The following is a 13,143-nucleotide window of genomic DNA, read 5'->3' as shown; positions in this document are numbered from 1 at the left end:
ACATTAATAAAGATTTCTATAGAAATTAGTGAGTAAAGTTTATATATAATAAAAAAATAAAAACTTTAAACCAATTGGTTAAGCTAAAAAGCGGTTAAAAATAGGTTTCTAAAAGCTAAAAAATAATAAAAATTATTCTTTAAGAAAAATAATAAATTTAGGCGAAGTTAAATTTTGAAATTTTGGGGCTCATAACAGCAATATCAACATATGCAGAGCCACTAATGAAATCAATAGCATTTACTAAAATATCAGCTGCAGGTTAATCCTAGCTAACAAAAGAATATAAACTTAAAATATCGATACCCCATTTACTTAAAAAATCAATTCCTTTAAGAAAATATTCAGTACCCCTCATTGAAAAAAATAAAAGAATAGAACAGAAAAAAACTGTTCAAAAATCAACATTTACAAAAATGTCATTATGATTGGTAATGTTATTAATGAAATAACCGTATTTATTAAAATACAATCTGAAGTTAATTCATAATCTAATTTATAAGTAATAGCCAGTAATAAAGACAACATACCAGAAGGCATAGCTGCCTCAATAATTCCTACATCATGTTGTAAACCAGTAAGTCCTAATAATGATACAACAATCAAAGCAATTAACGGAAATACACCTAATTTAATAATTGAAGTAAAAATAACCATTGCTTTACTTCTAGCAAGGCCACCAAGCTCAATTGATAAACCAAGTGAAATCATAATTAAAGGAATAGCACCATCAGCAAGATAATTAACTGTTTTATCTAAAACTGGTCCAATAGGAATATTTAATAAATTAAATGAAATACCTAAAACAACAGCCCATAACGGCGGGAACAGTAAAATTTCCCTAAATGCCCTTTTAACAGTTCCTCCAAACTTAAGAACAAGGACAAATGACAATAATAAGAACATACATGTTGTAGCTAAATCGCAAAATATAGCTCTTAAAAATCCCGGATGACCATAAACACCTAAATTGACAGGATATCCCATGAAAGCTGTATTAGCTATCATTACAGTTACTAAAACACTCCAAATTTTTTTATCATCATAATGAAGTCTTTTAAGAATAATATAAGCTATAACTCCTGAACCAATTGATGCTGTTAAAATAACAAATGGTAAAATTCCTAAAGTAGGTAACAGACTCATATCTGCAGAATAAAGTGCAGAAAAAATCATACAAGGCATAAGGATATACATTACAATCTTATTTAAGGGATCAATATCCTTTTCACTTAAAAAATCTATTCTTTTAAGAAAATAACCTAAACCAATCATTAAAACAATAGATATAATTGTAATTTCAATTGCATTCATATTAATACCTCGAAGTATAATTATTGAATTATGATATTTATAAATATTTCTTATAAGTAAAACAAAAAATAGTTATGTAAATTCAAAAGGAGGATCATGAAATGTTGAGAATATGTCCAAAATGTGGAGAAGAAGTTCCTGAAGAATATAACCTGTGTCCTTATTGCGGAACTGGAATTGGCTTTGCTGAATTCAGCGATGATTATGAATCAAATGATGATGTAGATTATGAAACCTATACAGGTTATAGTGACTAATAATTAACTGTAAAAAAAGAGGGGTTGAAAGGTATAATTAATCAACAATACCTTCTGTTTTAATTTTAAATACACATTCACCTTCAGGCAAATGAGGACTGTCTACTAAACGAGCAATTCTTTTACCTGCTAAACCTTTTTTAAGCCAGATTCTATAAGTAGATGCATGTCCTAAAACATGTCCACCAATAGCTTTAGTAGGGCTTCCAAAGAAGGAATCAGGTTTAGCTTGAACTTGGTTTGTTATGAAAACAGCCACATTATAAGTATTAGCTATTTGTTGAAGTGCATGTAAATGCTGATTTAGTTTTTGTTGTCTTACAGCTAAAGATTCCCTTCCAACATATTCTGCTCTGAAATGAGCCATTAAAGAATCAACAATAACTAATTTAATATTATTGCCTTGTTGAATAAGTTCATTAATTTTTTCGGCCATTAAGATCTGGTGAGAAGAATTAAATGCACGAGCTACATGAATCTTTTGTAAAACTTCCTCAATATCCAATTCAAAACCATTAGCTATTTGTTCAATCCTTTCTGGACGGAAAGTGTTTTCAGTATCAATAAATACACATTCACCATCAAGTCCACCTTTTTCAGGAGGCAATTGTACAGTAACAGCCAGTTCATGAGAAATTTGACTTTTACCAGAACCAAACTCACCAAATACTTCAGTAATTGATTGAGTTTCAATTCCACCACCAATCAAATCATTGAAGCCTTCACTTCCAACAGAAATGTGACCTACATCCCTTCTTCTTTCAAGAACATCATACGCTGTTTCAAAGTCTATTTTTTCAGATTTACGAGCTGCTTCAATAACCTTCTCAGCTACACCTTCACCAATTTCTGCTTTAACAGATAATTCTTTAGGGGTTGCAGTAGCTAATCTCATCATATCTGCAAAACCTGCATCTCTTAATTTTTCTGCTGTTTTTTCACCAACACTTGGTAAATCTTCTAATTCCACCATAATAATCATGCCTCATTAATTTGTTTTATTTTAGTAATATTTAGATAAAATTCTTTTAGGATTAAGCCTAATTTCTTCATTATAATCATCAAAACTAACATTAGTAATAACTTCAACAGTTAAACCGTTTAAATCATCTATTCTACCTTCCATAGGTCCTAAATCGGAACCATCATCAGTAAGATTAATTATTTCTTCTTTTTTCATGTCAAGAAGTTCTTCAGCCAGGTTATCAAAGAAAGTAATTGAAATTTCGCCAGTGTCATCTTCAAGTCTTGCCGGAATCATTAAAAGATATTTAGGTTCATCTACAGCTTCTCCGCAGAATTCACAGACAAAATCCTCTGATGACTGATTTACAGTATTTCCACAGTTAGGACATTTTGTAATTAATATTTTATTGCCAAATACTTCTTTAAGAGTACCAGTTATACGAACGTTTCTGTCATCATCTTCTAAAGCCTCAATGGTTTTAGGAACATAAATTGATTCTTTTAATTCATCATAAGTTGGCAAATCATTAATCTCTGATTCATCAGGTTCAAGAATAGAAGTGGATCTTGATACATTAATTTCCAAACTGTCATTTCTAAATGAAATTTGAGGATCCTGGAACTTAATAGCGTCTCCAACATTCCAATCTTTTTTAGCATATTCATTCCATAAAGTAACATTGATAGAACCAGAATTATCAGCTATTTCTAAAGATTTAACATATCCTTTAGTTCCATCATCTCTATCAAATTCACGAGTATTGCTTGCATCAATTATTCTACCCATAACAATAAGATTTTCATCATCTTCTTCAACATCAGATATTGATTTATGAGTATAAATCATTGCTTCAATAGTTTTAAATGACGGTAAGAATCTTGCTTGGTCACTGTCTTCAGGCAATTCCATTACGCGTGCAGAAGTTCCAATGTTTAATTCGACTTCATACATTCCCAATCTAACCTTTGCATTTTCAATTTTGTATGCTCCGCCAGGTTTGTATTCCTGTTTAGCTTTCTGATCCCAAAATGTTAAATTAACACGTCCTTCACCGTCAGAAAATTTAGCTGAACGTGCATATCCTACACTGCCATCATCTCTTTGAAACTCGTTTATTTCTCCAATAGCAAACATTCTTCCTATAACATCGACTTCAATTCCGTCTTCATCATATTCTTCAACTTCACTAAGTCTTTTAATTTGAGAAACTTTCTGTTTGATTTCATCAAAGATAGCTAATTCCTCATCAGACAGGTTTTCCGGATTTATTGAAATTTGAGTGTTGAAATTTGTATTAAGTGAATATCCACTGTCAGTATAATCATCAAAACGAGCATCAGCACCTATAATCTTGACAATGCCTCCTTTAGTTAACAAAATATCTGTATCATGTCCCCATATGGTAGTTCTAATAGAACCTGTATCATCTGTAACATCAAAGTTTCTTAATTTACCTTCAGAGCCATCAGATTTTCTTGTGAATGTTCTGACATCTTGCAATTTAGAAATAACTCCCTTAATAGCTATATTACTTTGCTCTGTAATATTTCCAATTTTAATAAATTCCTGACTGAATTCAGGAACATCAAAATCTCCTTTGATTATCCTACCGTCCCAATGAGTTAATGACAATTCCCCGTTTCTTTCCCTTACCTGTGCACCTAAGATTTTTACAGAATCTCCGGCATCCAAACCTAATTCCTCAATCAAATCAACATTTTTATTCCACAAGGTATAAGATATTTCACCAGTTGCATCTTTTAGCTCAAGAGAAGCGACTTTTCCTTCTTTTCCATCTTTTTCATAAGTTCTTGGAGTTGGAATTCTTATAATTCTAGCAATAATATTTGCTTTTGTATCGGGAACAAGGTCTTCAATATCAGTTATATTCTCCTCGTATGTCGGGAATTTTGATAAATCTGCTTCTTTAAAATGAGTTATAGTTGATCTAGGTCTTAAATTAGCTTCATTATCTCCCCTATAACCCTCTTTTATATCAACATCAGTAATTTTAACAATGTTTCCTTCTTTAAAGTTTTTAAGAAGTTTAATATTTTCTGTCCATAACACTACTCTAATTTCACCAGTGTTATCCTTTAATTCCATATTACAGACTTGTCCAGATTTACCTTTACGGGTTTTAAAAGATTTTGGATTTGAGATACTGTTAATCATTCCAACAATAGCTGGTTGGGATCCAGGTTCCAAATCACCAATATCCAAAATTTCACCATTGGATTTTTGGTCATCTTTACTGGCTCCAAGTATATTGTTTACCACCTGTTCAGCAGCATAATAATCATCCACAAAACCTAAATCTTCGTTTTCTTTAGAAATATCATTTATTTTTGCTTGAAATTCTTCCATCGTCAATTTATCTTTGACTTGTTCATATAATTCTAAAATTTCATTATCCATACCAAACCCCTCGTTAGAAAGTTAATTATTATTTTAAATTAAAATGTATATAAACTATTAGAGACAGCATTTGAAAAGTAATTTTTAAAATAATTATTAAAAAAATAGAATATAAATTTTAATAAACTACACTGAAGTGCAAATGTGTAAAATCTAATATGCATTAGGATTTCTCTTTACAGCTGTTTTAATCATTATAGCTAAGTCCAAACCCATATGCCAGTTTTCTACATACTCAATATCAAATTCTATACGTTTTTTAATAGAAGTATTACCTCTGCATCCATGAATTTGAGCCCATCCAGTTAACCCTGGCTTAACCTGATGTTTAACCATGTATTTTGGAATTTTTTCTTTAAATTCTTCAACAAAATACGGCCTTTCAGGTCTGGGACCAACAACACTCATATCTCCTTTTAAAACATTAAAAAATTGAGGCAATTCATCAATGCTTGTTTTTCTGATAAAATTACCTACTTTAGTTTTTCTTGGGTCATCCTTTGTTGTCCATTCTGATTTTTCTTCGTTAGGATTTTGGACTTTCATACTTCTGAACTTATACATCATGAATGGTTCTCCATGATAACCGATTCTTTCCTGTTTAAATATAATCGGTCCTTTAGAAGTCAGTTTAATAGCTATTGCAGTAATCAGCATAATTGGAGATGTAATTATGATAGCTATAACAGATATTATGTAATCAGATAAGGATTTTAAAAAATTATTAAATGCATCATCTAACGGAACATAACGTATATTGATAATCGGAATATCTTCAATCATGTCTACTGATGGCTGTGCCGGGAAATACCTTATATAATCTGGAATAATCTCTGCTTTAATTCCTACCTTTTCACAGCTTTCCACAAGCTCGTTGATTTTAAAATAATACTTTAACGGAATAGCTAATACAACCCTATCAAAATTATTTTTCTCAAGAACTTCATCTAAATCTTTAAAAGCACCTATGATTTTGCTTCCTTCAATTTCCAAACCTACATGATTACTTTTACCTAAAAATCCGCTAACAGCAAAACCTAAATATGGATTATTTCTAATTCTACGTGCAAAAGTATAAGCTAAATCATTATCCCCAACAATAAGAATATGCTTTAAGTTCTTGTTATTAGATCTGATTTCTTTTAAGAAGCTCCTAATAACAAATCTTTCAATTATTCCAAAAACAGTAGCTATAATAGCTAAAAGGAATAGCATGATTCTTGAAAAGTTAGGTTCGTTAACAATAAATAAAATAGCAACTAAAACAAAGAATGCAACAATATTAACTTTTATAAGTTGAGTTGCTTCTGAAAAAATTGTTTTGTGAGTTCTGTAGGGTTTATAAAGACCAAAAGAAAAGTACAATATTAAGTATGTTGGTATTACAGCAAATGTTAAAAAAATAACATAGCTTTGTAAACCTAAATGACCTCCAATCGGACCAAATAAAGTGGTTTTAAAACGTAACCACCATGCACAGAAAAGAGCTATAGTTACAACTAATGCATCCGTTAAAACCATAACTACATTTAATACTCTCTGATTCTGCTTAATCATTTTATCACAAAAATAGATTTAAGTATATCTTTAAATTTCTTATAATATTTAATTTTTCTTTTTAAAGAAATTTAGAATCAATTTTAAAATGCATAAACAAGCAATTCCCAAATAAACAATCAGATTAACAAAAAATGAAGTGTTGTTTGCATGGTGTTTTTTATAATAAATATACATTGCCCTATAAAATTCATATAGCAATTTAGATTTTTGTTTTTTACTGCTGGCCCCTTTAAAATGAGTTATTTTAGCCTTGCCAAAGTAAATTATCTTCCAATGGTCCTGTTTAATCCTATAACATAAATCAATGTCCTCACCATACATGAAAAATGTTTCATCCAGTAATCCAACGGAATCCAGACATTTTTTACGAAGAAAGATAAATGCTCCAGTTAAGCAGTCAATTTCATAAATTTCATCATCAGGCAGATTATCCAAATTATAATTATCCTCTTTGCTGTTTGTTGGAATGTGAAATAATCTGTAAAATGAATTTTTAACATTTGGAAAAGACCTTTTACATGCCTTATCCAGAGTTCCATCAGCTAAAAGAACTCTGCAGCCACATGCCCCCACAAAAGGATTATTTTCCATGAAACTATAAATTTTTTCCAATGTATTTTCCCAAACAATAGTATCTGAATTTAATAAAAGAATGTATTGTCCACTAGCTATCTTTAAACCCTGATTATTACCTGCTGCAAACCCATTATTTTCTTTTGAAGAAATAAATTTAACTGAATCTTTAAAATAATTTTTTAAATTACTTAAACTATCATCAGCTGATGCATTATCAACTACAATTATTTCATAGCTAAAAGGATACTCATATTTTAATATGGAATTTATAGTATTCCTTGTCAGGTCAAATGTCTGATAATTTACAATTACAATTGAAAGATCCATAATTCTCAACTAATTTTATTTTTTTAAAAATTTAAAAGTGTTAACAATTAATTTCCATTCTATTTTAAAGTAGTTTCTGGTATTTTTTCTGTTAAATTTAACTTTATCAATTTTATTTCTTGTTTTTAAACCTTCTTTAAGGCCTTCCAAATATGTTTTGCCAAATCCTTTTTTAACAAAGAACAAATATTTAATTAAAAATCCTAAAAAGAGGAATATAAAATTTAAAATCTTTTGAGGGACTGGAAAATTCTTATAAACCATCCACACATTGTTTCTTGCAGCCAGCTTAACTTTAAATTTATTATATCTGCTTCCGCTTGTTGCACTTCCAATATGATAAACTACAGAATCAGGACAGAACAGGTTTTTATAGCCATTGATTTTCGCTCTGTAGCTTAAATCAACATCTTCCATATATGCAAAGAAATTTTCATCAAAAAGACCTATTTTATTTAAAATAGCCTTATTATACATAGCTGCTCCGGCACAGCTGGAAAATATTTCATATATTTCATCATAATTTTCTGCAGGCTGATTTTCACCTGTTTTTTTAGTCCATGCCAGAATATTGTATTCATCTCCGGCATCATCTATCAAATTTTTATTATCAAATTTAACCATTTTAGAAGCAACTGAAAAAATATCATCATCTGAAGAAATTAAATCCATTAATGACTTAATAGCTCCTTTTTCAACTTCAGTATCATTATTTAGAGAAAATATATAATCATAATTAGATTTTAAAATACCCTGATTTGCTGCTTTTGCAAATCCTAAATTTTCAACATTTCTAATCATAATAACCGGGAAATCTAAATTTTTTGAGTAATCTTTTATAAATTCAATACTCCCATCAGTTGATCCGTTATCTACTAAAATAACTTCACCGACTGAATCTTTATTCCTGTTTAAAGAATCGAAGTATGTTTTTAGAAATTTTTTCCCATTATAATTTGGTGTTACTACAGAAGCTTTCATAATAATCAGATAGTATTTTTAAATTTTTTCCACATTTTATAATATAATTTTGGATTTAATAAAAATAGCTTTATTTTAAACTTAAATTTAGAATCCCCTTTGAAGCGGGACAATTTTGAAAATAAATCCAAATCCTCCATTTTAGAAATTACTTCATCAAAATCATAATTATGGTAGAAAAAATAATTCATATTTCCAAAAATGGCTCTGGGAATTCTGCTTGTAATTACAAGGTTTGCCAGTTCATTCTGCCCACGGGATTTATAAAATTCTGAAAGCTTTTCTAAGGTTTCAATGAAATTAAATCTATTAAGACCTGCATTACTTGTAGCTGAATCTTTTCTTTGAATGTAGAGATAAGTTATTTCTTCACCAATAGCTACACTTTCCCCATAGCTTAATGCTTTCAAGGCAAATTCAGTGTCTTCACCATAAACGGCTTTCGAATCAAATTTCAAACTGTTATCTTTAATCAAATCCGCTTTATACATCAGCTGACAAAAACTAAATTCCGGAATCATCATCTGAAGTTCCATTTTAATCAGATCATGAGCAGATAGCGGAAGTTCCGGATAATTAATTGAATTGACTGCTGATTTTACACCTTCTTTTGCCATTTGAGTTAATGTAAAATCTGTTTTTCCATTATACAATTCAGACAGGTGATTTGTTAAGATGTAGTCATCACTATCAACAAATACCAAATAATCTCCTCTTGAAACTTCAATTCCATGATTTCTAGCTACACTTACACCGGAATTTCTTTGATGAACCAGCTTATATGGAATATCAGCTTTACTTAATAATTCATGTGCAATATCCAAGCTATTGTCAGTTGATCCGTCATCTACAACAATTATTTCATAAGTTTCACTAAATTCCTGATTCATTATCGAAGATATGGAAGTTTGTATATATTCCTCATCATTATACACTGGAACAATTACACTTACTTTAATATTATCCATTTTTGCCACCATCATTTAATAAGAAATCAACTACTCTTTTAGATGCTTCACCATCAATTGAATTAAATTGTGTTTTTCTAAACTCGGAAATTTTATTTTTATCAAAATCATTATTTTTAACTTCAGCTATCAGCTCATCAGTTGTATAGACAACTGGACCTGGAACATTTTTTTTAAAATCAAAGTAAAATCCCCTGTCTTTAGACATGTATGTATCATAATCATAAGTGAAAAATATTATAGGTTTATTCAACAAGGCAAATTCAATCATTATTGATGAATAGTCACTTATTAAAATATCAGAAATTAACAGCAGCTCCTGTTCATTTTTAAAATCACTGCAATCAACATATTTCTGATTAACTTCAATTTTATCTTTAAAAAACTTTTTAATCTTAGGATGGAGCCTTAAAACTAAAATATAATCCTTACCTAACTCTTTATTGAATTTTTCCAAATCCAAAAAGTTAAAAACATTATTATCTTCAGGATTGTCCCTAAATGTAGGTGCATAAAGAACTATTTTTTTATTTTCAGCTATCGGGTATTTGAAATTGAAATTTGACCTTAATTTGTCCAAGTCATGATTTTTAAAGTAATAATCTGCTCTTGGAAGACCTAAAGACTTAATTTTAGATTTATTTATTTGAAATGCTTCACTATAATAATCTTCAATATCCTCTGAAGAGGTAATTAAATAATCTATATTCTGACTAATTTCAGCTAAAATATTTCTAGATTTAACATCACTTGATGCACCAAATTTTTTAAAAGCTCCTGGAGCATGCCATAGCTGAATTACCTTTGTATCCTTTTTAAAGTTCATAAAAGCTAATGGAAAAAAATTATCATTCAGAAATACATATTTGGAAGTGGCTAATTTTTTAAAAGCCAAAAAAGATAATTTGTCTTTATAAAAAAAGTTAAACTGGAAATCTCCTCTTTTTTCAAATTCCTGTTTAATGCAATCCAAATTTCCTTTAAATGATTCAGCAGAATCTAAAATAAAAGATATCTGCTTATCATTAATTGAAAACTTTGTAAATAAATTGAAGAGTTTTCCATAAATTTTATGTTTAAGATACATACTTATACAAGCTCTAAATCTTTAATTTCATCTGCAGATGCTTTTTTAGCTGCTTCAATATATGCATCACAGACATAATCAACATTACCATCCATTATAAGCTTACCTTTATCTAACCAAATAGCTCTGGTACATAATTCCCTTATTTTGGCAGTTGAATGTGATACTAAAAGAACAGTAACTCCTGACCCCATCATAGATTTAAGTTTGTCTCCACTTTTCTTTTGGAACTTTACATCTCCAACAGATAAAATTTCATCTAAAATTAATATATCAGGTTCAACAACAGTAGCTACTGAAAAACCGAGTTTAGCAACCATACCTGAGGAATAATTCTTAATTGGAATTTCCATAAAGTCACCAAGTTCTGAAAACTCAACAATTTCATCATATTTGCTTAATAGAAACTCTTTGGAATAACCTAATATTGCCCCATTTAAAAATACGTTTTCTCTTCCACTGTAATTATGGTCAAAACCTGCACCAAGTTCCAATAATGGAGCTATCTTTCCGGCAGTGTATATTTTACCTTTAGTTGGTTTAAATACACCGGACAATACTTTTAAAAGAGTACTTTTACCTGCACCATTAAATCCTATAATTCCTACCCTTTCACCTTTGTTAATAGTAAATGATAAATCATTAAGTGCTTTGAAATTTGTTTTAGGTTTAAGTTCCCTTTTAACCCATTTAATACAATACTCTTTTAGATTATCCACTTTTTCTTGAGGCATATCAAATTCCATAGATACACTGTCAACATCAATAGCTACTTCCTGATTTAATCTTTGAAATTCTTCATTATCTTCTAATTCAGAAGCCCAAACTCCGGAAGTTTCATCAAACATATTGACCGGACTTTCAAATCCTTCAGGATGAACTTCAACATAAAAATTAGGAGTTGCACCATAATTTTTAGTATAGGCATTTATATGAGTAAATCCTTCACAGGTAGCTTTAAGAATTAATCTTAATCCAGACATTCCTTTTCCACGTGCTGAAGGAGTCCAAATATAATTTTTTTCATCAAATATATCTTCAGCTACCTCTACATCTTTTTCAGATAACTTATTAACTTTCCTAGGTTTGAAATAATATTTTACAAGTTCAAAACCTTCAGGAATGTTGATTTTAACTTCCTGAGGTTCTTTTGAAATACCATTTACATTTCTAAAGTAAATAGAATATCTTAATTCTTCACCTACAGCTATTTTTATAGGTTTTTCCTTTGTTGGGAAATAATTGTTAGTTTCACCGGAAGTTATAAGATATCTTTTAACCTCAAAAACTAATTTGACACGAATATAATCAAAATAAAGTAATCCGTCATTTTCACTGGTGTTTTTAGGAAATTCTACTTTAATGGCGAAATTATTATTAATATCCTTACCTTCTATGTCATCAACAATTATTTTTACAGACCTGTCTGCAGGATAAACATCTGCATGAACAAAAGATTCTTTTTCAAATTCACTGTCTCCTATAACTGCTTTAATCATAGGAGGATCCATTTTAATGGGATTTTCAGAAGAATCTTTATGAAAATCATGCTCTACAATAACTTCTGATACTCTGGCATCATCAGGAATATTAAAATCAAAATGACTTGTACACATAACCTGAGGAGCTTCATTTGATTTAACTACTGTAGAAGCTAATTCATCCCAATCATCGATTTTAACATTATCTAAATCATTCCATTCAGATTTACTGGAATTTTCTTCTTGAGTAATAACTTTTGGATATCTTACTTGAATAGTCAAACTAATAAACCTCCCTATATATTAAGTACAAATTTATCCTGATATTTGAAGAATATGTAAACACCAATGATAAGTGAAATTATTGAAGTTACAATCAAAAACAGGAATGGCCAGGTATCTGGGAAAGTCCCGCCAAGTATAATGTTTCTGAAACACTCAACAGCTGAATATAAAGGATTTAATTTATATGCAAATAGGTACTGTTGAGGAATAATATCTATCGGATAGAACAAAGGAGTCATAAATGATAAAAGCATTACAAGAACTCCGTATAAATATTTAATATCTGTAAAGAATGTTGTAGCTGTTGCAAGGATTAAACCTACCCCCATTGTTAAAACCAATAAGAAAAACAATGGAATTGGTGAATATATTAATGCAAAATGGAATGGAGCGCCGGTAACTATCATCACAGCAACCAATACCACCAGAGAGATTAAAAAGTTAATAAATTCTGAACAGACAATTCCTACTGCAAACATGTATTTAGGAACATAAATCTTTTTAATAATCTCAGAATTTGCCTTAATGGAATCCATGGCTCCAGTAGTAGCATTAGCAAATAAATCAAATACTAATTTACCACTTAACAAATAAACTGGGAAATTCTCAATAGTATTTGCAAATATTAAAGAGAAAACCATTGTTAAAACAATCATAGATAATAATGGATTTAAAAAACTCCAAAATAAACCTAAAGTAGAATCCTTATATTTTCCGCTTATATCCCTTTTAATTAATTCGGTAAGCAGAAAAGTATACTTATTAAAATTTTGTACATACATATTGTTTTCAAACATGAACAAGAACTCTCTAAAATAAATTTTTTTAAACTGTTAGTTATTTTTAATAAAAGAATTATAAAAAGATTGCTTATCCGAAGATTATTTAGTCTTATTATCTCCACACATTAAACACATATCTT

At 29.6% G+C, this 13,143-nt stretch carries 11 protein-coding genes; 1 reads left to right on the top strand and 10 read right to left on the bottom strand.

What is annotated here, in order from left to right; all coding sequences use genetic code 11:
- Positions 1-408: 408 nt before the first annotated feature.
- Entirely contained in the window at positions 409-1,314 is a 906-nt protein-coding gene (locus tag ACMC9J_RS05130; RefSeq protein ID WP_019265220.1) for an AEC family transporter, read from the bottom strand.
- Between the two features lie 101 nt (positions 1,315-1,415).
- Between ACMC9J_RS05130 and ACMC9J_RS05125 the strand changes: the two genes are divergently transcribed.
- Entirely contained in the window at positions 1,416-1,571 is a 156-nt protein-coding gene (locus tag ACMC9J_RS05125; protein WP_019268113.1) for a zinc-ribbon domain-containing protein, read from the top strand.
- Positions 1,572-1,608: 37 nt separating this feature from the next.
- On the opposite strand, the gene radA is transcribed toward ACMC9J_RS05125, so the two are convergent.
- The 9 genes from radA to ACMC9J_RS05080 all read right to left on the bottom strand — a co-directional run bounded on the left by radA (position 1,609) and on the right by ACMC9J_RS05080 (position 13,018).
- Positions 1,609-2,544: a DNA repair and recombination protein RadA gene (gene radA, locus ACMC9J_RS05120; protein WP_019265218.1), complete on the bottom strand. Its 936-nt coding sequence runs from the start codon at positions 2,542-2,544 to the stop codon at positions 1,609-1,611.
- 30 nt (positions 2,545-2,574) lie between these two features.
- A complete protein-coding gene (locus ACMC9J_RS05115) occupies positions 2,575-4,956 on the bottom strand; it encodes an OB-fold nucleic acid binding domain-containing protein (RefSeq protein ID WP_427002995.1) in 2,382 nt (793 codons plus the stop codon).
- 153 nt (positions 4,957-5,109) lie between these two features.
- Positions 5,110-6,513: an undecaprenyl-phosphate glucose phosphotransferase gene (locus tag ACMC9J_RS05110; protein WP_019265216.1), complete on the bottom strand. Its 1,404-nt coding sequence runs from the start codon at positions 6,511-6,513 to the stop codon at positions 5,110-5,112.
- Positions 6,514-6,561: 48 nt separating this feature from the next.
- Positions 6,562-7,419, bottom strand: a complete 858-nt coding sequence (locus ACMC9J_RS05105) for a glycosyltransferase family 2 protein (protein WP_427002994.1) — start codon at positions 7,417-7,419, stop codon at positions 6,562-6,564.
- 15 nt (positions 7,420-7,434) lie between these two features.
- Positions 7,435-8,400 (bottom strand): glycosyltransferase family 2 protein, encoded by a 966-nt coding sequence (locus tag ACMC9J_RS05100; protein ID WP_427002993.1) that lies wholly within the window; start codon positions 8,398-8,400, stop codon positions 7,435-7,437.
- 5 nt (positions 8,401-8,405) lie between these two features.
- Positions 8,406-9,368, bottom strand: a complete 963-nt coding sequence (locus ACMC9J_RS05095) for a glycosyltransferase family 2 protein (RefSeq protein WP_427002992.1) — start codon at positions 9,366-9,368, stop codon at positions 8,406-8,408.
- On the bottom strand, positions 9,361-10,455 hold the full coding sequence (locus ACMC9J_RS05090) for a CDP-glycerol glycerophosphotransferase family protein (protein ID WP_427002991.1): 1,095 nt from the start codon (positions 10,453-10,455) through the stop codon (positions 9,361-9,363). Before ACMC9J_RS05090 ends, ACMC9J_RS05095 begins: the two co-directional genes overlap by 8 nt.
- A 2-nt stretch (positions 10,456-10,457) precedes the next feature.
- Complete coding sequence (locus tag ACMC9J_RS05085) at positions 10,458-12,218, bottom strand: ABC transporter ATP-binding protein (protein ID WP_427002990.1); 1,761 nt, start codon at positions 12,216-12,218, stop codon at positions 10,458-10,460.
- A 14-nt stretch (positions 12,219-12,232) separates the two neighbouring features.
- The gene (locus ACMC9J_RS05080; RefSeq protein WP_427002989.1) at positions 12,233-13,018 is read right to left on the bottom strand and encodes an ABC transporter permease; all 786 of its coding nucleotides are present in this window, start codon (positions 13,016-13,018) and stop codon (positions 12,233-12,235) included.
- Positions 13,019-13,143 lie beyond the last annotated feature (125 nt).

The sequence above is a fragment of the Methanobrevibacter intestini genome (assembly GCF_047402955.1).
GTDB classification, from domain to species: Archaea; Methanobacteriota; Methanobacteria; order Methanobacteriales; family Methanobacteriaceae; genus Methanocatella; species Methanocatella intestini.
Note: the sequence above shows the minus strand (reverse complement) of the source record. Positions and strands in the feature narration are given on the sequence as shown.

What these genes read in the sequence shown, in the direction of transcription:
- ACMC9J_RS05090 (WP_427002991.1), bottom strand. Translation starts at nt 10,455, where the DNA reads ATGTATCTTAAACATAAAATTTATGGAAAACTCTTCAATTTATTTACA.
- ACMC9J_RS05100 (WP_427002993.1), bottom strand. Translation starts at nt 8,400, where the DNA reads ATGAAAGCTTCTGTAGTAACACCAAATTATAATGGGAAAAAATTTCTA.
- ACMC9J_RS05110 (WP_019265216.1), bottom strand. Translation starts at nt 6,513, where the DNA reads ATGATTAAGCAGAATCAGAGAGTATTAAATGTAGTTATGGTTTTAACG.
- ACMC9J_RS05105 (WP_427002994.1), bottom strand. Translation starts at nt 7,419, where the DNA reads ATGGATCTTTCAATTGTAATTGTAAATTATCAGACATTTGACCTGACA.
- radA (WP_019265218.1), bottom strand. Translation starts at nt 2,544, where the DNA reads ATGGTGGAATTAGAAGATTTACCAAGTGTTGGTGAAAAAACAGCAGAA.
- ACMC9J_RS05115 (WP_427002995.1), bottom strand. Translation starts at nt 4,956, where the DNA reads ATGGATAATGAAATTTTAGAATTATATGAACAAGTCAAAGATAAATTG.
- ACMC9J_RS05125 (WP_019268113.1), top strand. Translation starts at nt 1,416, where the DNA reads ATGTTGAGAATATGTCCAAAATGTGGAGAAGAAGTTCCTGAAGAATAT.
- ACMC9J_RS05130 (WP_019265220.1), bottom strand. Translation starts at nt 1,314, where the DNA reads ATGAATGCAATTGAAATTACAATTATATCTATTGTTTTAATGATTGGT.
- ACMC9J_RS05080 (WP_427002989.1), bottom strand. Translation starts at nt 13,018, where the DNA reads ATGTTTGAAAACAATATGTATGTACAAAATTTTAATAAGTATACTTTT.
- ACMC9J_RS05095 (WP_427002992.1), bottom strand. Translation starts at nt 9,368, where the DNA reads ATGGATAATATTAAAGTAAGTGTAATTGTTCCAGTGTATAATGATGAG.